General features: G+C 40.9%; 20 protein-coding genes. 6 read left to right on the top strand and 14 right to left on the bottom strand.

The genetic code is table 11. From position 1 onward, the window contains the following. Nucleotides 1-26: 26 nt before the first annotated feature. Entirely contained in the window at nt 27-1,529 is a 1,503-nt protein-coding gene (locus tag AB3N61_RS00810) for a PLP-dependent transferase (protein WP_367898246.1), read from the bottom strand. A gap of 77 nt (nt 1,530-1,606) precedes the next feature. Further along, nucleotides 1,607-2,671 carry a peptide chain release factor 1 gene (gene prfA / locus AB3N61_RS00805; RefSeq protein WP_020769727.1) on the bottom strand — a complete coding sequence of 355 codons (1,065 nt, stop codon included), beginning with the start codon at nt 2,669-2,671 and terminating at the stop codon, nt 1,607-1,609. Nucleotides 2,672-2,711: 40 nt separating this feature from the next. Here prfA and AB3N61_RS00800 point away from each other — a divergent pair, with 40 nt between their 5' ends. Further along, entirely contained in the window at nt 2,712-3,335 is a 624-nt protein-coding gene (locus AB3N61_RS00800; protein ID WP_367898245.1) for a hypothetical protein, read from the top strand. Nucleotides 3,336-3,358: 23 nt separating this feature from the next. Then, complete coding sequence (locus tag AB3N61_RS00795; protein WP_367898244.1) at nt 3,359-4,459, top strand: hypothetical protein; 1,101 nt, start codon at nt 3,359-3,361, stop codon at nt 4,457-4,459. Between the two features lie 2 nt (nt 4,460-4,461). On the opposite strand, the gene AB3N61_RS00790 is transcribed toward AB3N61_RS00795, so the two are convergent. From AB3N61_RS00790 to AB3N61_RS00765, 6 genes are all read right to left on the bottom strand, one after another. Continuing rightward, on the bottom strand, nt 4,462-5,502 hold the full coding sequence (locus tag AB3N61_RS00790; RefSeq protein WP_257587913.1) for a hypothetical protein: 1,041 nt from the start codon (nt 5,500-5,502) through the stop codon (nt 4,462-4,464). Beyond that, nucleotides 5,499-5,966: an NUDIX domain-containing protein gene (locus AB3N61_RS00785; RefSeq protein ID WP_367899119.1), complete on the bottom strand. Its 468-nt coding sequence runs from the start codon at nt 5,964-5,966 to the stop codon at nt 5,499-5,501. The genes AB3N61_RS00790 and AB3N61_RS00785 overlap by 4 nt, the downstream gene beginning before the upstream one ends. A gap of 54 nt (nt 5,967-6,020) precedes the next feature. After that, complete coding sequence (locus tag AB3N61_RS00780) at nt 6,021-7,544, bottom strand: alcohol dehydrogenase catalytic domain-containing protein (protein WP_367898243.1); 1,524 nt, start codon at nt 7,542-7,544, stop codon at nt 6,021-6,023. Beyond that, entirely contained in the window at nt 7,545-8,207 is a 663-nt protein-coding gene (locus AB3N61_RS00775; RefSeq protein ID WP_020769846.1) for a rhomboid family intramembrane serine protease, read from the bottom strand. Then, nucleotides 8,204-8,893, bottom strand: coding sequence for a TetR/AcrR family transcriptional regulator (locus tag AB3N61_RS00770; RefSeq protein ID WP_036089609.1), 690 nt, complete (start codon nt 8,891-8,893; stop codon nt 8,204-8,206). The genes AB3N61_RS00775 and AB3N61_RS00770 overlap by 4 nt, the downstream gene beginning before the upstream one ends. Nucleotides 8,894-8,959: 66 nt before the next feature. Next, a complete protein-coding gene (locus AB3N61_RS00765; protein WP_367899118.1) occupies nt 8,960-9,856 on the bottom strand; it encodes a fructosamine kinase family protein in 897 nt (298 codons plus the stop codon). 113 nt (nt 9,857-9,969) lie between these two features. On the opposite strand from AB3N61_RS00765, the gene AB3N61_RS00760 reads away from it, so the two are divergent. Further along, nucleotides 9,970-10,902: a glycosyl hydrolase family 18 protein gene (locus AB3N61_RS00760; RefSeq protein WP_367898242.1), complete on the top strand. Its 933-nt coding sequence runs from the start codon at nt 9,970-9,972 to the stop codon at nt 10,900-10,902. 4 nt (nt 10,903-10,906) lie between these two features. On the opposite strand, the gene AB3N61_RS00755 is transcribed toward AB3N61_RS00760, so the two are convergent. Further along, complete coding sequence (locus AB3N61_RS00755) at nt 10,907-11,671, bottom strand: hypothetical protein (protein WP_020769581.1); 765 nt, start codon at nt 11,669-11,671, stop codon at nt 10,907-10,909. Between the two features lie 55 nt (nt 11,672-11,726). Between AB3N61_RS00755 and AB3N61_RS00750 the strand changes: the two genes are divergently transcribed. After that, nucleotides 11,727-12,836 (top strand): FecR domain-containing protein, encoded by a 1,110-nt coding sequence (locus AB3N61_RS00750; RefSeq protein ID WP_020769759.1) that lies wholly within the window; start codon nt 11,727-11,729, stop codon nt 12,834-12,836. A 109-nt stretch (nt 12,837-12,945) separates the two neighbouring features. After that, entirely contained in the window at nt 12,946-14,109 is a 1,164-nt protein-coding gene (gene purT / locus AB3N61_RS00745) for a formate-dependent phosphoribosylglycinamide formyltransferase (protein WP_036089605.1), read from the top strand. A 16-nt stretch (nt 14,110-14,125) separates the two neighbouring features. On the opposite strand, the gene AB3N61_RS00740 is transcribed toward purT, so the two are convergent. Further along, nucleotides 14,126-16,546: a 1-acyl-sn-glycerol-3-phosphate acyltransferase gene (locus tag AB3N61_RS00740; RefSeq protein WP_367898241.1), complete on the bottom strand. Its 2,421-nt coding sequence runs from the start codon at nt 16,544-16,546 to the stop codon at nt 14,126-14,128. Between the two features lie 239 nt (nt 16,547-16,785). Here AB3N61_RS00740 and AB3N61_RS00735 point away from each other — a divergent pair, with 239 nt between their 5' ends. Further along, entirely contained in the window at nt 16,786-17,562 is a 777-nt protein-coding gene (locus tag AB3N61_RS00735; protein WP_412758418.1) for an LIC13411 family adhesin, read from the top strand. Between the two features lie 54 nt (nt 17,563-17,616). Here AB3N61_RS00735 and AB3N61_RS00730 read toward each other — a convergent pair whose 3' ends face one another. The 4 genes from AB3N61_RS00730 to AB3N61_RS00715 form a co-directional block, all read right to left on the bottom strand. Next, on the bottom strand, nt 17,617-17,979 hold the full coding sequence (locus AB3N61_RS00730; RefSeq protein ID WP_020769735.1) for an LIC13410 family lipoprotein: 363 nt from the start codon (nt 17,977-17,979) through the stop codon (nt 17,617-17,619). A 68-nt stretch (nt 17,980-18,047) separates the two neighbouring features. After that, nucleotides 18,048-18,497 (bottom strand): MarR family winged helix-turn-helix transcriptional regulator, encoded by a 450-nt coding sequence (locus tag AB3N61_RS00725; RefSeq protein ID WP_020769440.1) that lies wholly within the window; start codon nt 18,495-18,497, stop codon nt 18,048-18,050. Then, a complete protein-coding gene (locus AB3N61_RS00720; RefSeq protein ID WP_020769676.1) occupies nt 18,494-18,979 on the bottom strand; it encodes a glutathione peroxidase in 486 nt (161 codons plus the stop codon). Before AB3N61_RS00720 ends, AB3N61_RS00725 begins: the two co-directional genes overlap by 4 nt. Nucleotides 18,980-19,095: 116 nt before the next feature. Beyond that, nucleotides 19,096-20,400 (bottom strand): porin, encoded by a 1,305-nt coding sequence (locus AB3N61_RS00715; RefSeq protein ID WP_020769739.1) that lies wholly within the window; start codon nt 20,398-20,400, stop codon nt 19,096-19,098. Nucleotides 20,401-20,682 lie beyond the last annotated feature (282 nt).

The following is a 20,682-nucleotide window of genomic DNA, read 5'->3' as shown; positions in this document are numbered from 1 at the left end:
CCGTTCAAATTTTTGGCTCTGGCGAGTTAATCTCCCAGAGCTTTTTTGTATTCCGCGATTAGAAGTTCCGGATTCTCTCTTCCGATGGAAATTCGGATAAGACTCGGATCTAATCCTACTTCTCGCAGGAAACCTCTTCCCGCTTCCGTGGACACTAATTCATAATGAGCCAAATACATGTATAACATATTTAGGGTGAATTCGGTCCCGAAACTCGGCCCTTTTAACAATCTTAAAGAATTGTAAAACGGTTCCAGAGGAACTCCGGGTTCGATCGTAATCACCCCGCAATGCAGATCCTTGTCTCTTGCAATCTTGGAAAAGTTTCCGTGATTTTCTTCGGAACCGCTCCAATGAACCGCCTTGATCTTTGGATGATTTGAAAAGAAGTTCGCAAGTATCGCCGCATTTTTTCCGATCTCTCTCACTCTTTCTATATACCCTTCTAATTCGAAGGACATACGTTCGCAATCTCTCACGTAAGGAGTTTCCAAAAACTCCGGAGAATCTTTTTTTAATATCTCGAAATAAGGAGAAGAAGGATTCAAAAATAAAGCGCCCATCATAACGTCCGCATTTCCGGATGCAAACTTGGTCAAACTCTCCACGATCACATCCGCGTAAGGAGAAAGATCCACTACTGCGGAACCTGCTACGGAAATATCCGCTACCAATGGAATTCCGTATTTTTCTAAAAGTTTTTTAAGTTCCGGATAATCGGGGACTTGGATGAGAGGATTTGTAGGAGATTCCGTAAGGATTGCCGCAACTCTATGGCCCTCTTTAATAAGGAACTCTTCCAGTTCCTTTAGATCGACCACATCGTGGAAAATATGAGAGCCTCTAGAATATTTTTCTAATATTCTGATATTATCCACGTACAGCCATCCGAGCCTGAGCCAGATATCTTTTCCTTCTTTGGCACGGACTTTGTCCAATGCTCTAAATGCAGCATAAACGGCATTCATTCCGGAAGTTGCGAGATATACTTGTAGGTTTTTGCCCGGATACAAAGAGGATAGTGATCCTTCTACCCTTTCATAAGGTTTTTCTTTTCTAGATTCTTCTATGTATATGGAATCTATAAGTCCTTTTTTGAATAAATAATCTTCCGCCTTACGAGAAGATAATAAACATCCTGTATGTTGGATGAATGATAATATTTTGGATTCGTTTTCTTTATGGGAAGGTATGGTTAAAGTAATGACACCTTCATCTTCTATGACCTTTGCGCCTTCTATTTGAAAAAAGGAAACGATATGATCGGCGGCTTTGCGAGAGTTTACGATAAACTGAGGGCCATCCACCCCTTTGGTTTCACGATTATAATCTAAAATTTTTTCTATATAAGCATGAGCTACAAATCGAGGATATCCAGCTTTTAGTCTAGAAAGAGTTTCGGTCCTTTTTTCTTCGTATCCGATTACATCGGCGACTTCCGGAAGGCTCATGGAAACCGCGTGAATGTTTTCAAACGGTATTCTTTCCCCGCAGATCCTTCGATGCGGTTCTTCTATCTCTAGTATCATACTTTGATTACCATCGCAAAATTTAAGGCAGAAACATCAACTTTATTCGGTTGGACGAGCAGAAGTCTAAAACGGTTCTAATTTGCCTGTGAATTTGCGAGACGTTTGACTCTGTCTTCTTCCGTTAAAGCGTTGATCAGGTCGTCCAGATCTCCTTCCATTATAGCAGAAAGATTATGACTAGTAAATCCGATCCTATGATCCGTACATCTTCCTTGTGGAAAATTATATGTTCGTATTCTTTCGGATCTGTCGCCTGAACCAACCATTTGTTTTTTAAGAGCATCGGCTGCGGCCTTCTTTTCTTCCGCCTGCTTTTCTAAGATCCGAGCGCTTAAGATCCTCATCGCTTTTGCTTTGTTCTTGTGCTGGGATTTTTCATCCTGGCAAGCAACTGCGATCCCGGTCGGAATATGAGTGATACGAACCGCAGAGTCGGTGGTGTTAACGTGCTGACCGCCGGATCCGGAAGAACGATATACATCTATTCTTAGATCGTTTTCGTTGATATTGATCTCCGATTCTTCGGCTTCCGGCAGAACTGCAACTGTCACCGCACTTGTATGGATCCTTCCACCGGATTCCGTTGCTGGAATTCTTTGTACTCTATGAGTTCCCGCTTCGAATTTAAAAAGATCGTATGCTTTATCGTTTTCCATAGCGAATATGATCTCTTTTAATCCACCGATCCCAGTGGGAGAAGAATCTATGATCTCATGACGGATGCCTTGCTTATCCGCAAACTTGGTGTACATTCTAAACAAGTCGGATACGAACAATCCTGCTTCTTCTCCGCCGGTCCCTGCTCTTATCTCGAGTAATATGTTTTTTCCGGAATTCGGATCCGGAGGAAGAAGTAGGATTTCCAACTCCTTCTCCAAACTTTCTATCCTTTCTTCCGCTTCTTTGCGCTCTTCTTCGTACATGGAGCGCATATCCCCGTCTTTTTCCGTTTTTAAAAGTTCTTCGGCGTCTTTTTTATTCTGAATTACTTTTTGGTATTCGGTAATTTTATCGAATAAGGGCGTGAGTCGGGAACGTTCCTTATAAAGTCGTTTCAAATCATCCGGGTTGGACGCGGTAGTAAGTTCGTCCGATATTTTGAGGTATTTTTGTTGTATTTTTTCTAGTCTATCTAACATAGAAACCGTATCCCATTGCCTTGGTACCTTACTCCTCTACATGGAAAACTACAATTCGATTCTTTCCGCAGTTTCCGATCAGATACTGAATCTTTTGTCCGGTCTGCATTCTTATCGCAGCCCCTATGCAAAGACCATAGGCTCTCCCGAAGAGCTCATACAGGAACTGACCCAAAAAACTTCTCTCCAAACCGGAGCGGCGAGTGCTGCTCTTGCCCTACCTCAGGGCCGTTTGGGACTTGTTACCTTGGCCCCCGAAATTATTTTAGTCTTAAGGCTCCAAGGTAAATTGGTAAAAGACATCGCCGCTTTATATGGAAAAGAGCATCAGGTGACTCCGGAACTTATGGCTTATTGTTTATTCAAGGACAAGACCTCGTTCTTTCGAAACGTTCTCAAAGATGTCGGAGCTAGGGTTTTGATCCGGCCAATTGCCTGGAAACTCTTACAAGAAGCGACCTATCAGATCGCGAAAAACCTCGTCAAAGGGAAGAAGTTTTCAAAACCTAAAAACGGATTTTGGCTCCCGATTTTCGGTTCCTTGCTCTCCGGAGGATATTCCTTTTTGGAAACTAAGAACGTTGCCTCAAGAGCTCAGAAATTATTTTCTAAAGATATCATCAGCGTCCGATCGGACGAGCCTTGGGCTGAGGAAACTGCCTGAACTCAAAATCTAAGTTCTATAAAATGATCAGAGCCTTATCTTTCTTATTACTGATTTTTTTTTCCTGGAACTGCAAAAGTAAACAGGAAAGTTTAATAGAAGAGATCCAAGAACTACTGGAAGAACAGAATTACGAAAAAGCTTCCGGCATGTTAAAGGATTATCTGATAAAACCCAAATCCGACGACGAAGTTCTTTCTACCGAAAAACCGGAAACTCCAAGAATAGTCGAACTCTCTCACGACCGAAAAAGATTAGTATATTTGGAAGATAGTAAACTGGTTTGGAGAGATACAAGCGACGGGTCCAACGGATCTAAAAGTTTGGATGAAGTCCCTGCTTCTCTTGCCGTTTCCTTAAATGCAAACTTTGCATTGGCCGAATATCCGATGACAAACGGTTGCCGCTTGTTTGCTATATCATTAAAAAATAATGATCTTCTGTATGAGTCTGGTGCGCAGATATCTTGTCGCAACAGAGGTGGGATTTCGGACGACGGTTCTAAAATTTACTACTTCGTAGACAACCAACTATATGAAGAGAAAACTGTGGAACCCAGAACTCCTAAGTTGATCGTTTCTAAAGAAAAGATCGTTCCACCTTTTTCAGGACTCAAGGCCAGATTCTATTTATATCCGATTGGAAAGGATTTCCTACTCTTCTCCGGAAACGCTGGGTCATACTATTTATACTATTTCCAACCCGAAAAAAAATCGGTAGAAAGAATAGACCAAGAAGTTATCAGTCCATTGATCTACTATGGCACCGGAGATTCTGCATATTATTTGGGCGGCTCCATCGGTAGACTTCATTTAAGAAGGTTACAATTCGGAAAAGGCAAACCTTCTAGCAGTAAGTTATTCACTATCAGCAGAAAAGAGATCAATCCTTGGAAACTTCCGGGTAAAAACGAATTCGTTTCCAATTATTCAGGCAAAGTACACCTTTGGGGACCTTCTCGCAAAAGCCAAGTTTTACCTTTACTTTGTGAAAGGATATGGCTTGTGGATCAAAACAAGATTCTGTGCGAGAACGAAAAAGGCGGATTGTACCTTACCAATTTGGATTTTCCGGAAGAAGATTGGAGAATTCTCAAATTGTACGAAGAAGCCAGAGATAAATAATCTTAGAAAAAGATATTGATGATCAGGTTTCCCTTTTGGCCTTCAATCGGCTCAGGTGAACCATAACGTGTCTTAGCAAAACTTTTTGCAGGAAATTCATGGTTCCATACTTTGCCGGAAAACTGTACCTGTCCGCTGGATTCAAAAGAAGAATTTTTGATCCATTCTCTGAACTTGCCTTCGTCTTCCTCGGAGCCGAGTCCGATCAATTTACTTACGTATGTTTTTTTAACAATCTCTTCCATCTGAGGAGATTTCAGGTCTTCCGTAAATAAGATCCCTAGTCTACCCGAGGACAAATTTGCTACCCAAACTTCTGGAAGAACTTCTTTTTCGGAACCTGCCATCCGAACGCCTTCCGTTTTAAGAGCAGAAGTTCTAAGCAAAGATCCTTCTAAAAACTTTCCGGAAGAATCGAGTATGTATGCTCTTTCCTGCCAGTCGCCCGGTTTAATGGTAAGTTTTCCTTCTTTCACTTCAGGAGAAGGTAAACAAATCGTTCCGGCCAAGATAGAAACTCCATACATCTTTGCTAGACTTCCGAAAATCCTTTCGTATCTTTCTTTGGAATCTTGGGCGATTGTAAATGATACCGCTTCTCCGTCCAGGATATGGGAGAAGTTTTTAAACGAGATCCTTTGGAAGAACAGAGCCCAATTCCAAGCAGATTCGATATTCTCCGAATCCAAAAGTTCCTTTCTGGAATCCATTAGGAAAAAGTAATTTCCTATCTCTGGTGGAAAAACAACGATCGTGGAATTCTGTAGCCAGCCTCTTTCTTTTGCCAGAGCAAGAGGCTCTTCCAACCAAGCTCTGAATCTATCTTCTCTAGTGAAATATTCAGGTTTGAATTCCAACTGAACGATAAGTAAATTTCCGGACCTTCTATCCCAGCCTAAAGAAATTGATTTGGTTTCCTTTTTAGAGATCCTTTTTTGGAATTCTTCTTCGCTTAAAGAAACCCCCGATAGAAGCCATCCGATAAATGCGAAGATCGGAACTAAAACTAAGGAAGCGAGTGCATTCCTAACGAATGGGCTCATACAGGCCAACCTTTAGGATCTAATTTACCATCCGGGATCATCGGAACATATTCTTTTTGGTACAATTGCAGAGCATCTAACATGTATTCGAAAAATAAAGGTTTAGGATTGTAAGTCGCAGCATCCACCCAAGCAATATAATCATGCTCATCGGAAAGTTTGATCTCACCGGATACAAATTCTCCGTGATATGCAACGATCACACAAGGATGATTTCCATCACTGACTCTATGTTTATGGATGAGGATGGGTCGCGGGTGGATCTTGATCTCACAAGCTTCTCCCATTTCTTCCTTTAACTCTCTGGATAAACTTTCCAGCCAGTCTCCATAAAATTCGTCCTCATTCATCCTTCCACCGGGAAGGTCTCCGAATCCGGATTTGCGGTCCCTAAGAATGAGAAGTTCCTTTCCTTTTCTCAAAAAAACCTTTTGTGTGATTTGAAAAAAACCGTGTTTACTCAAAGTCTTCATTCCCTTTCACAGCAACCCGTAGGAAGCAAGTCACTAAATACTCGCTCAGGAAGCTTTATGCCTGACAATCACTTTTATATTCTCTGGTTTTCTCGCATCGGTATACGCTTCCGGAATAGATCTGGAATCGAATTCTTTGTTGATCAAGTTTTCGGAAACGGATTTTAAAAATCCAGGTTCGGATGCCAGATATTCCCTGGTCCGAACAAAGTCCCCACATCTACTTGTGCTCAAAATCCCGCCGCTCATAATCCAATCTAAAAATAAATTAGATCCACGCTCCGCCGACTTAGGGATCAGAATAAAACCTCTTGGTCGAACTAAGGATTTTTCTTCCTTAACATTCGGGCGGATTACTAAATCCAGTTCGGAAGAAGAGTCTACTATCGCAAAATCGAATCGAGGTAGAGCCCCGGAGAATTCTTGCGATCCTAAAAATTTGATCCCTTCTTCGATCGAACCTGTAAAGATCCGGATTTGATCTTTCTTGTCCAAATCATTTAATAACCTTGTTTCATCTTCGTTTAGAGATACCTGAGAAGAAATAAATACCCAAGCAAGAGAAGAAGTTTCAATTCCCCAAACCAGATTCAAAAAATCGGACCTTAGATCCGTAATAGAGATCTCATCCACGACAAGTTCAGTGAGATGCGCAATCCCGAGAGACGCCTGACCATTCGTTGTCTTTCTATGAATTTCCTTTTGGGTAAGATACATACTCGTTTCCAATCCGGAAACGGAACCTGTGGTATCGAATGTTAGATCGAAAGCTTGTTTGTAATCGGACCAAGAAGCTTTTGTCGGGGTTCCTAGATCCCTATCAAATAAAAGACCTTCTTTAACTTCACCTTCTCCCAGGTTGGAAAAGTATAATATTCGATCGGCTCCCATTCTCAAAGATAGATCCGCTAAGTTTTGATGGCGAATGAAAGAAACAATTTCGTAGTTCAGTTTGTTTCTCTTTCTATATAGATCCAAGGCCGCGATCACCAAGGAACCCAATCGTCTTGCACCAAGAACGGCAATCTTTTTGATGCCGGCTCCGGCCCGATTGAGGGAAACTTCTACCCCATGTAGAGAAGCGGCAAACGGTTCCAATAGAACCGCCTCCATATCTTCTAGTTGTTTGGTTTCTACTAAATTTCCTTTGGGTGCGAGAATATAGGGCCCGAATCCGCCAGGAAGACGGTCGATCCCCAATACCATTCTGGTCGGGCTATGTGTTGGAATTCCAACTTTGCAAAATGAGTCCCCTTCTTCTCCTCTAGAAACTACGGTATCATTGATCTCTAATACGTATTTTTTTCCGGTAAGATAATCGGATGCGACTACTTCGTGACCGATGATCTGAGGAAGCGGAAAAGGTAAAAATCTTCGATCTAAATCCGTGGAACAGATCCCGCAAAGTTCCGTTTTGAGAAGTCGATAACCTTTTCCAAGTTCCAAATAACGTGAAGAATTTCTTAATATTTGCCAGCCGGATTCTTCCGAACCTTTCATTTCATATACTGAATTGGTGAAAGAATCGTTCGAGTTATATTCGTAAGCGGTGAAACGAACTTCGATCAATTATCTTGCTCCGACAAAAAATCCCAAAATCAGAAGTAGAACTACAAATACCAAGTTTAATGCAAATCCGGTATGCAATTCTCGTTTGATCTTATTATTCAAAAAATATGCGGTAAAGACCACTGAAATAAATCCACCTAAGTGTGCCCAGTGTGCCACTTGGTCCTTGGAGAACAAATTGGTAATATCGGAATATACCATAAGCCAAGCCACTGCGAAAACGGGAAAAGGATAACTTCTCTTTCTGACCCGAATAGAAAAAGGAGAAAGTAATGCAGCGACGGCGGATAAACCGGACACTGCACCGGATGCTCCGATAGCAGCTTGGCTTTCTCCTAAGAGCAATCCTCTTACGAAAGAATCTAAACCACCTGAAACTAGCGCTCCCATAAAAAAGAAAAGAAGCCATTCGGCTTGGCCTACTTTATACTCTACGATCCTTCCTAAAAAAAATAGAAAGATCATATTCCAAAACAAGTGAGTGATATCCGCGTGAAGAAAGACCATTCCGATCCATTTCCAAGGATAAAATTCTCCGGGACGACTGATAAAAAATGAATTTAGAATTTCTTCAGGAACAAATACCGTAAGAAAGATCTGGGAGATACTGATCAGCACTACGACAAAAGCAGTCAGAGGAAATTCGAATAGAAAGGCCTTCATTTAGATCCTCTCTGGATATAATAATTCATATAAGCTTTAAGCATGGTCTTGAGTTCTTGTAAGATCCCGTCCGCGAGAGCCTTGTCCTGCCTTTCTCGAAGCCAGCGACTTAGAACGGAATCGGATACTTCTACCATGATCCTGGACATGACCATCATTTCTTCTTTTTTCTTCATCCAAGGAATGACCCCGAAAAATAACTCCGCGATAAAATTAGCGATTGCTCGGTTGTTCTCCCTATCTATAGCCACAAGTTCGGGATCTAAATTTTTATTGGACCACATAGGTATAAACCCTGGCTCCGATTTATAAAGTTGAGCGAATGCATCTATGAGTTTATCCACCAGATTTTCCCAATCCGTTTTGCTCGGATGTGTATCCAGAAAATTCAGGATCATGGAATTCACTCTTTCCAAATGTCTTTGTCCCACAGCCTTTAAGATTGCGTGTTTATTCGGAAAATATTGGTATAAAGAACCGATAGGTATCTCTGCTCTTTGAGCGATCAGGTTTGTAGTAAGTCCTTCCGTTCCGACTTCGTCCAAAAGATCCGCCACTATATCCAGGATATACTGAACCCTCTCTATAGCTCTTTTTTGAGAAGGTGATTTTCTCAGATTTAACTTAGAGTTTTTCTCTTTTTGCCTAGAGGAAGCTGGCTTTTTCTTTTTCGCTATTTTGGGCAAAGACATTCCCCGGTCCTAAGTCGGTTTCTTACTAAAGAACAGAAAACTTGGATTCTATCAAGAAAACTATTTCACGCCATAATAGCGAAGAATGTGCCGAAGGCTAGTCAGGTAAGACGCACCGAATAAATTGATATGAACAAGGACAGGATACAATTGCCAGAATTGGATTCTGTCCTTTAAATTAGCCGGATCATCCAAACCTGCCGTAGCTAGAATATCCTGCATCTCTTCCAGATTTAAAGGACTTCCGAACAATTGCAACATGGCAAGGTCTTGTTCCGGATGAGAATAAGCCACGGATGGATCTATTAAATATGCAAAACCGTTTTTACCTTGTAAAACGTTTCCAGACCAAAGATCTCCATGAATCATTCTAGGCTTTATATGATCTAACCCCCATTCTTCCGAAAACTTACCGAAGATTCCTCGGATGGCTGAAGAATCTTTTTCCGTTAAAAGTTTTCTCATCTGTGCAAGCTCTATCTGAGGTTTTAGTCTTCTTTCCCAATAGAATTCTCGAAAGGTTGAGAACCATCCATTGGCTTGATTGAGAGAACCTATATAATTATCCCTTTTCCAACCCCAAGAACCGAATTCATTTTTGTATAAATTTTTTAAACTAGCGATCAAATCTTCTCTGAACCCTGCGGAAGAACCTGTTTGTATAAATTCCATAGCGAGAAGAGAAACTTTTCCTAAATGAACTGTACCCAGATATTCCGGAACTCGGACACCCAGTTTACAAAGTTGTTCCAGACCTTCCGCTTCCGTTTCCGCCATTTCTTTTTTAGGAATGATCTTGATGGCTAGCTGAGAACCGTCAGGCAACTTTGCCTTATATAGCTCGAACAAGCTGGTAGAATGGAGGGTAATCTCCGCCTTTTTGGAGGAGGATAAAATACCGAGACGATCTAATCCGTCCCGGATCAACTCACCCATTCCCGTATTCGTGATTGCCATCATTCGCATCCTACTTGTCTTCGACCCTGGCTGTGTAATTAAAATCGGAGATCAAACCTTCAGGATTGAAGAAAAATCAAGGATCGGTTTCCTTAATATTACAGGACGGATAAATGAAGACCTTTTCCAGACTTGGAGCCATTATTCTCTGCGTAATATGTATTTCCCTATGTCCCTTATCGGCCCAAGAGAGAATATGGAAGTATACTCTAGGCCGGGATCTAAACTCTAAACCCTCGGCTTATTGGGAGAATATCTCCAAGCCCGGAACCAGTATATGTTTTACGGGGACTTTTATCGGAGCGAATGGAGAAATTTCCGGGACCTCGGTTCCTTCTGCACTCCAAACAATCGCAAAGGAGAATGGGACCAGATGGTTTCCACTCATCACTTTTCGCTCAGTTGATACGGGGAAGAAGGTCCTTAGCTCTCCCCAACTCCGAAAAACTCTCGCTCGAAATTTAGGACTCTTTCTGGAAGATCATTCCTTCTATTCGGGGATCCATTTGGATTTTGAAGGTTTAGGTCCCGAATATTCTATTCATTATAAAGAGCTGTTGCTGGAACTCCAACCGGCCCTAAAAAAGAAAGGAAAACTTCTTACGTTAGCGGTCTTTCCTAAAGAAGAATTCAATCCAGAACTTTCCGGTTTTCATTCTGGAATTTATCGGGAAAATCTCGCAGACGAGATTGTACTTATGGCTTATGATCTGCATTCTCCCAAAACTTCTCCAGGGCCGGTGACAGAATTCGGTTGGGCAAAACGAAATATGGACCTTCTACTTAAAACATATAAACCGGAACAGATCTGGCTTGGTCTCCCTCTGTACGGTTATTATTGGAAGAAGGATATAAAAAAACCTAAGCTCTTAACTCAAACCTCAGATAAAAACTTCGTTATCCAGCACGGAAAAGAAAAAGAAGGAATTTATCTGATTCGTACTGAAATAGGAGAAGGTAGTCTGATCCTGGATCTAAAACTCTGGGAAGAATATGCAAAAAATGTAAAATTAAAGGGATTGGCGTTCTGGAGGCTGGGATTTTAGGATTTTATCTGAATCCATAAACGATTTTTACCTTATAACTTTTTCCATTCTCGTCGTTGATATTACTAGTTCCGCGAAATTCCATAATTCTTTTCGACTGGATATCGTAAACCAAATCGATCGGTTTTACGAATACGGAGAGAATTGAACTCGCTATTTTCAACCTTAGATATAAAGCAGGCTTACCATTGTATTCCCCTTCCTTGGTTTTTTCAGCAAGGAATTCGAACTTATCCCTTTCTACAGGAACCAAAAAGTTGAATTTTATTTTTTTGCCGGACATAAGTTCGTCCCAATGATCGATTACGAAATAATCAAAACCTCCGTCCAAGGCGGATAGTCCTCCGCTACCTATTGTTTTTTCTTGGATGGAATCCTCAAATTTTCTGCGGAAGAATAATTTTACGGTGTTTTCATTCCGTAATGCCCCTCCTTCCAGATATCCGTCTCTGTAATCTTCTAATTGGAATTCGGGAAGTGTTCTGCTTTTTGAAAAACTGATCCTTTTTTTCGCGAACGTTTTTCCTTCGGGATCCTTATATGTGATTATGGAACTGATATGTCTGCCATTCTCCCAGGTTTCCTCGTGAAAATCCTTGTACAATAAATTGCCGGTTTCCAGATCGTAAGCGGTGCCGTTATATTTGATCTTTCCCGTATCCAGCGAATCAAGGGGAATTATCGGAAACAGGAAGAGAAAAACGAAATTGCGATATTTATGAAAAAAACAGAGTTTCAAGTTGTTAATATGACTGGAAATATATTTCATACGGTCAAAAATTTATTCGAACCGTCTATTTTTTATTTCCAGGCGGAATAAACAAATGAATCGAAAACTCTTCCTTTTGTTACTAATTGTAACATTCATTGGGTCCTCAAACTCCTGCTCCAAAGTTACTAAATCCAAAACCGGACTAGTGATCATATTTCTAACCGGCAAGGTAGAGGTGCAGAGAAACGGAAAATTAATCCCTATATCTTTAGGGAGTGTCCTACAAAAGGACGATATTATTAAAACGAACAGTGGGACCTTGGATCTGCAAACCAGTCTCGGGCATGTAATCCGTTTAAAATCATATACAAATTTGAGCATCGATTCTTTGCATGGAGACGGTTCGGAAGAAACTTCCCTCGCAGTTAAAACGGGACTTCTACTTGTAAAAACGAATAAGTTAAGTCAGAAAGAGCAGTTCAAAATTTCCACACCGACCGCGATCGCCGGTGTTCGAGGAACCGCATTCTCTTTCGAAGTAGTACAGGGCACGCTACCAAAGATCAAAGTGTATGAAGGTATGGTGGCCATGACTCTAAAGGCTCCTGTCAGCCAGGTAATCCCTGCGGACAAAATTGCAGAAAATCCGAACTTTCAAAAACTCCAAAAACTATTGGAACAAAACGAGATCGTGATCTCGGAACAAGAAGAAGCGGAAGTTAAACCTGAATTCGACCAGCTGGCTCAAACAATTTTGAATCGACTCGATGATGCAGCCATTGCCCAAAGTATTGAAAATTTCAGAACCGATCTAGTGCGCACTGTTCAAAAAGAAAAATTCGAAAAAGACCCGAGAGAACGTGCGGACCTGGAAACTTTAGTAAAAGTAGACGAGGAACTTATTTCCGGAAGTTTGGACAATAAATCGCTAGCAAAGGAAATAGAGAAGGACCAAACCGAAAAACTGAATATCGCTTTTGATAAATTAGAATCCGAAGCAGGTTCTCAAAGACTGAACTCCGAAGAAGAGATCAAAACATATTACAGCGTACTGGAATCCGTACATAAGCTGGACAAAACCGTTTTACACGGAGCTGTCGTAGCTCAGGTCGGAAATACGATGCTGGTACATTCTACCAAAGGGATCTTCCGCTTGGATGTTTCCGAAGTGGAATATATTCAATATAAAAACTTCGACGTAGTTACCAAAAAGAAAAAGTAAACTAAACTTTAATCTTCTGTAGGCCGGTTTGTATTTATACAAATCGGCCGAGTTCTCATTTTTTCCTTTCCATTCTTCTTCCAGTCCGGAAATTCTCCCAAGAGAACCTATGAGAAAAAAAATACTTCTGCTCGGCTCCGGTGAGCTGGGAAAAGAATTCGTAATCGCAGCTCAAAGAATAGGCCAATATGTGGTCGCAGTCGATAGTTATGACGGCGCTCCTGCAATGCAAGTCGCTCATGAACAAGAAGTCATTGATATGTTGGATGGAGACGCATTGGATCGAGTCGTAGCAAAACATAAACCGGACCTGATCGTTCCGGAAATAGAAGCGATCCGAACCGATAGATTTTACGAATACGAAAAACAAGGGTATCAAGTAGTTCCAAGCGCAAAAGCGGCTAACTTTACGATGAACCGCAAGGCGATCAGAGACCTTGCTTCCCAGACCTTAGGTTTAAAAACCGCAAAATATAAATATGCTTCCACGTTGGAAGGATTGAAAGAAGCAATCTCAACGATAGGTATTCCTTGTGTTGTAAAACCTTTGATGTCTTCTTCCGGAAAAGGGCAATCCGTTATTAAAACGGAATCCGATATCGAGACGGCTTGGATCGCCTCCCAAACGAAAGGTAGGACCGGCGCTTCCGAGATTATAGTCGAAGAATTTATTTCTTTCGAATCCGAAATCACATTATTGACGGTTACACAAAAGTCAGGAAGAACTTTATTCTGTCCTCCGATTGGTCATCGACAAGAACGAGGAGACTACCAAGAAAGTTGGCAACCAGCAGAGATTAGCGATTCTCAACTTAAGTCCGCTCAAGAAATGGCGGATAAAGTCACCAAAGAATTAGGTGGTGCAGGTATCTGGGGAGTTGAATTTTTCCTAACGAAAGACGATGTTTATTTTTCCGAACTTTCTCCCAGACCCCATGATACCGGAATGGTAACCTTGGCAGGTACACAAAGTTTTAACGAATTCGAATTACATGCGAGAACCGTTTTAGGTCTTCCGATCCCTGAAATTCTTTTAGTAAGAAGAGGAGCAAGCGCAGTTATCCTTGCTCAATCGGAAGGCCAAGTCCCGAATATCCAAGGACTAGACAAAGCATGCGAGATGCCTGAATCCGATCTGAGAATTTTCGGAAAACCGATCACTAAAAAATACAGAAGAATGGGAGTGGCACTTACTTATTCGGAAAAGGAAGAATCCATTTCCATGCTTCGAAAAAGAGCAGTACTGATCGCATCAAAGATCAAAGTGGATTAATATACGTCCGGCCCGATCAAGTCGGGTCGGGTACCATGTTTCCGTAATATTGCAAAAGTTCGGGCTCTAAGGCTTGAATCTGACCGTTTTCTTTTTTGATAAACTTTCTGGAAATTAGAACTTTGATCCCACGATCTAAAATTTCCGGTACATCTTTGGTCAGATAATTTCCTTTTCTAGTCAGGATCATTTCTTCGATCATCTTGCTGAGATCTGAATAACTAATCTCTCCTCCGGCTTCCATTAAAAATTTTGCGACTATATGGTTGGGAAGAATTTTATGATGCGCCTGCCATGCCCTCGAGATCTCCATGGAAATAGAAAGAGTAGGATCATCTTCTTGTATATATCTTGAAACAGGAATCGGTTCGCAAAGATCCATATACACTTCCGTTCTTTTGAATAAAAAATCCTTAAAGGAAAGATGTGTGTCTTTTCCGGCAAACTCGACATCTTCCGGAACATTCTCATAGGAAAGAACGATAGGAACTACGATCACTTCGCTTCCTGTATGTTTAAATGCGTCCACAGATGTGGAAAGAATTCCTGTTTTGATCGGAATGATACCGCCCGTTCTCGACCTAGTCCCTTCCGGATACACCAATGTAGGAATCCCAGCTTCCAACATCATGGTAGAATATTGGGTCAAACATTCCAAGTAGAGAAGATTCCGATTTCTTTTTCGGTCCACCATGTAGGCTCCTAAGGCTTTTAAAATCCGGGCAAGTCCGGGAGTCCCCATTACTTTTTTATCCGCAGCATATCTCGGAACCGGAAGCCCCAGCCATCTTAGACCGAAAGCAACTTCGATAGAATCCAAATGCGATCTATGAGTCGGAGTATATAGGATATCGTATCTAGAAGCGAGCGCTTTGATCTCTTTTATATTACCGCCGATCTTAGGAAGCCCTCCACCCGGTTTAAAACCCCCGATCGCAAAACGTGCAGGGGCAACTAAATGGATGAGAGATTCCCGAAAAAGCGGACTGTATTCGTCCGCGATTTCTGAAACATAAAACTCAACCAGTCGATCGAGATTCCTACTTTTTCCGTTTTCATACGCAAGCTCAGCTTCTTTCCATAGATCGATTTCTTTGGGAAGAAGCATCAAATCCGTTCCGGCTCCGGTTTCCACTGCTTCAGAATATCTTTTTTCCAACGACTTGATCTGCAATCCGGATTGTTTTAAGATCCGATCCGTCAATCCAGGTTGGGAATGAACATGACGAAGTACTCTTCTTCGTAACGCTTGTTGGAATTCCTTCCCGGATGCTAAAGATAATCCGAATCTTTTACGAGCGGTTCTGGAAATATTTCGTATATCATCACTAGTGGATTTGGAGACAAATCGAACCATTTCCGTTGGAGAAACTTTTCTAGTGAGAACTTCGAAGAGTGTAGTAAAAAGCGGAAGTTCTACCTTTTTCTCTTCCGCTAAATCCAGAATAGTGGAAAGAGCATAAGCTCCTTCTACATGTGTTTCACTCTGACTCACTTCTTTTTGGATAAATTCTTTCGGGTTTAGGAAAAGTTCGATCCGTTCCAGTAGATTCGGAGAGTCTTCTCCTGAGATAAGCTTGCGGATAAATCTTTGTCCATAAGCTCTATTTCTACTAGATCTGGAAGTTGCAGTCGTAATTAAATCCGCGAGCCCGAATTCCATCGCTGGTTTTACAGGAAGTTCCAATATATTTAATAAAGTTAGAATTTCTGAGAAGCCTAAGCTGATCAGCTCTCCTTCAAAATTGGATCCACATTCCGGGATCCCGTTCACAAGACCGCAGGCGATTGCGATCGGATTTTTCATCACTCCGAATAATTCAAGAGTTCGAATATCTTCAAAAGTTTTAATATGATTTCTAGGTCCGAAAAAAAGATCTTCCATGACCTCGGAAGCTCTTTCTCCAGTGGAAGCAATGGAAAAAAAGCTGTGTTTCCCCTTTGCCATTTCCGAGAGAAGGTTAGGTCCTGCCACGGCAACGTATTCCATGTTCAGACTTTCTTTCATCTCCCTAACTTTAATCACATAGTCTGAGAAAGTAATAGCGTTTGTTTTTTTACGGGTCGAAGTGGAAACCAAACCTTTGGTAAAAGAAATGATAGTATGTTCTTCCTGTTCGGAAAGATAAGAAGAGAGCCTATCGATCACATTTTCCATTTGCCTGGAAGGAACGGCGATAACTATGACCCAAGAGCCTTGCGATAAAAAATCGAAATCGTTCGTTACGATAATGTTATTCGCAAGCGGAACAAATTCTTCCAACAATTCTGCAGACCTATCTTTTTGAAGACGATCCGCCTTCTTTTTATCGGAATACCAAAGAAAAAGTCGATCCGCTCTTTCTGCTAAGGATACGGCAAGATGAACTCCCATCGGCCCGCCTCCGAAGACAGCGATGTTTTTATGATGGACTCGAGTTTCTTCCGATTCATTCATCTCTTCATTCCAATTTTTTTTATAGTACGTATAAAAATATTAGTTATCGATAAATAACTAATTTCGGGCTTCAAGAGCCTGGATCATTGGGACAGGCGCTTATATCGGGGATACTTTTCAATAAGACTAGTGGAAGAAAACCAATAAAATTTCTCCACTTTTACGATTGCGTTTCCTGATGAAACGGAGAGCTTAGCGGAAAGCCGATCTTGGTGACTAAAGTCAGACTTTATCCCGAAATGAAAAAAAAACTCAGCATACATTTTTTCTGTATTTTACTTCCGGGGCTGATCGTGATCGATTGTTCAACTTACTGGTCTCATAGAAAAAAAGATTTAGCGGACGTCTTTACCGCAGGAATTGAAACTCCGGGATATGGAGTCGGAGTCAGATTAGGACCTCTTGCAACCGGATTTGTTTTTCAAGGTGGAGAATCGGAACCCGGAAAAAGGGATTTAGGGACAGGATACGGACTTAGAGGCGGAACGTACGGACCTTATAGATCCCAACAATTGATTTTCGGATTTTTAGGCGGGGAGAAATTCCACTCAATGCCTTCTACTGAATCTTCTCCGCAAAAAGAAGAAAACAAAACAACCCCTGGATCGAATTCGCAAAAGGATAGTAATTTTTTATTACTTCCTGAAGCGCCCGAATCGGAACAGGATCCGAATCCTACTCCAGAACTTTCCGACGAAAGACTAAACTCCAAAAGTTACGAAATTCGATATTTACGTTTTTATAATAATCCGGTTTCGGAAAGAAGAAAGGCGAAAAAGGAAGCCTTCTTTCGGAAATACTTAGAAAGTTTAGACCCCCAAAAAAGAAATGAAGCAATTCAGACTTTCCTGGCTCAAAATCCAAAAAACAAAGACGATTATCCTTCCGCGTTTTTATTCGAAGTAGAACTTTATATCTCCATTCGATATGGTATCAGACTAGGATTTAATTTTGGGGAATTTCTGGATTTTCTATTAGGATTTGCCGGGATCGATCTGATGGAAGACGATATCTAAAAAAAAAGCCGCTATAGAGACGGCCTTTTTATAGATGCGGGTCTTAAATTCGAATTAAAGTTTGTATTCGTATTTTTTGATCACACCTTTTTTATCAACGATCACTTTGATATACTTAGTGCTTTCATCCACTCTGGAAGGTTTTTCTGACAAAGTTTTGTAGGAATTTTTTTGGTAGGTGGTGGATTCTAAGTACCATTCTAAAACGGATCCATCTTGGGTATTTTCTTCGAAAGTAGGAGTTCCCAAAACTGCTTCGGCTTTAATCCTTTTATCTCCTTCCTTAATCATATTCGCTTCTACAACACGAATATCCGAGTTCGGAACATAGGCAGCCTCCGATTTTTTTTGCTCGGAAGAACAAGCTCCGAAAATAAGTACCGCAGCAAACGATATTGCTGATAATTGGCGTTTCATTCTTAACTCCTTAGCGCAAGTGCACAACTTAAAAAAGCCGCTCTATAGTTTTTGATAAAACGGATTTGTCACGCCGAATTTCTTAATTTTTGTTCTAGGATAATTAGAAGGTCGTCGAGGTCCCGTTTCAGGCCTTGCACTTTTTCCATAGTAAGACCTGATTCTTCCAACAATCGTTCCGGAATACAAACCGCTTTTTTTTGCAATTTTTTTCCTTTTGTGGTCAGACTAACCACGAGAGAACGTTCGTCTTGATCGGATCTATCTCTAGTCAAAAGGCCGGATGATTCCATTTTTTTTAGAAGAGGAGTTAGGGTACCTGAATCCAGAAATAATTTTTCCCCTATTTCTTTTAGAGGGATCTTATCGGTTTCCCAAAGGACCAGAAGAACAAGATATTGAGGATAAGTAAGATCAAACTCTTCCAAGAGCGGTCTGTATAAAGCAGTCACCGCTCTGGAAGAAGCGTAAAGCGGGAAACAGATCTGTTTCTCTAACTTTAAGGATTCGTAATTCACTTGGAAAGAAGTTCCTCGATCTGTTTGTCCAGTTTTTCGGGAGGGGTCATAGGAGCAAATCTTTTGATCACATTCCCTTGTTTATCTATCAAGAACTTGGTAAAATTCCATTTAATGGATTTCCCCAAAAGACCGGGAGCTTGTTTTTTAAGATATTGGTAAACTGGATGAGTACCGTCGCCGTTTACTTCTATCTTTTTGAAAAGAGGGAAATTCACCCCGAAATTCACCTGGCAGAAACTTTGGATCTCAGCATCACTGCCTGGTTCTTGATGACCGAATTGGTCGCAGGGGAAGCCTAATATTTCCAGACCTTTTCCCTTGTACTTGTCGTACATTTCCTGTAATCCTTTGTATTGAGGAGTAAATCCGCATTGGCTTGCGGTGTTTACGATCAATAAGACCTTTCCTTTATAGTCTTGTAATTTCTTTTCAGTTCCGTTGTTTAAGGTAGCGGTTAGCTCGTACAAATTTTGGGCCACGGTGGGCACCTCCTGGTTACGTAATAAATAGATTGCATACAATTTAATTTTGTTCAATCTTTTTTAGAAAAATTCTAAAATTTCCTTCGTTCCAAATTTAACACCTTCCGAAAAAATCAGATCTTGAGAGAAAGGGAGAAAATGAACATACGGTCTAGTTTGGAAGTATTATTCTCGTGCGGATAGATAGAATCCATAGATCTTCTATATTGGTATGTAAATCTCACCAAAATGGCAGGATCAGGAAGATAGTCCAAAGTGGCAGTCGCACCGCTTGTTTGGAAACCGTCCTTAGTATTGGTTACAAGGATCATCTGCTCTCGATCCAAGTATCTTTCTAAACGAACACCGATCCTCCAATCCGGTAAGAATCGATACGCTACCCAAAAATTTCCTGCATAGGTTTGTCTAAAGGCAGCCCCATCTCGACGAATGTAGATCGGACCTTCGGGAGTATAGATTAAATCTTCTCTACTCGCTCTTTCCTGATAAGCTACATCAAAAGAAGAAGCCAATATCAGTCGTTGGAACGGTTTCCATTCTGTTATAAAGTTATTATAATATCTGGTTTCTTTAGGAGTAGGAGTCGGTTGTTCATTCCCTATAAAAGTATTCCAGCGGAACATCAGGTTGCTCAAAGGATTCCATTCCAATCGGAAACCTCCCGAGATATCTTTATTATTATCCGTTACTACTTGGTATCCATTATTCAAATGAAGTTGATAAGAAACTTTATCGCTGATCTTTCCACTCAATCTTGCTCCGGAAACGTAATATGGTACGTAGTCCGAAGAAAATGCTCGAGTATAAATAAAATTTTCGTGAGAGATCCAAGACTCGTATCCTAAATGTCCGAAATAAATTCCTGCATCTAACCAGGTGGATTTTCCTAATCGAACCCCTCCATAGGCTTCTTGCATGTTCCGGATAGATGTTTCGTTAGACGTTTTTCCTGTGGTCCCTTCACCCGAATAATTCGCTATAACTGAAGTACCGAATTGAACTGCGAATCGTCCTCTAAATTTATCCGTCTCTACCTTAGCATCCAGATAAGCCAGGTTGATATTGTATTCGTTCGTTCGAGTAGATTGTGTTGTATATAATAGTTCTTTTGATGACGGTCGGTTTAAGCTTGCATTATAGTACCCATCTATAAAAAAACCGAATTCGATCGGAGGAGCACGATCTTCTTTCTTTTTAGGGGTCAGTTCTTCCTTTTTAAGACCCCATTCCTCTTCATCCTTTGCTTCCGTTAATTTTTGAGTATCGGCTTTAAGATTCTCTTCTTTACTTTGAATAATCTTCTCTCTGGGTTTACCTGAGGTCTCTTGAGTGTTAGGTTCTTCTGAAAAGAGTGCCCCCGAAAACGAATAAACACAGAGCAAAAAAATAAGTTTGGAAAACCTGAATTCGCGAATCATAAATTTTTGTTTTTTTTAGAATTGATTATTATCCACACATTTTTGACTGAAAGTTATTTCTTAACGCAAATCTTACAGTATATCCTAAAATTTAAGTCTTCAATCGATACCAAATAATGGGCTTCAAGAGTGGAGACATTTGCGGCAAGTTCCTATTAAGAAAGCTGATTTTCCCCGCATCCATACTAAATAATTATGGCATTTTCCAGTTTAAGAACAAGAATCATACTTAGGAAAAGTGGTTTTATTCCCTATCCGCAAAATGTCTAATGAAAATTGATC

The organism is Leptospira sp. WS58.C1, from assembly GCF_040833995.1.
Classification (GTDB): Bacteria; Spirochaetota; Leptospiria; order Leptospirales; family Leptospiraceae; genus Leptospira_B; species Leptospira_B cinconiae.
Note: the sequence above shows the minus strand (reverse complement) of the source record. Positions and strands in the feature narration are given on the sequence as shown.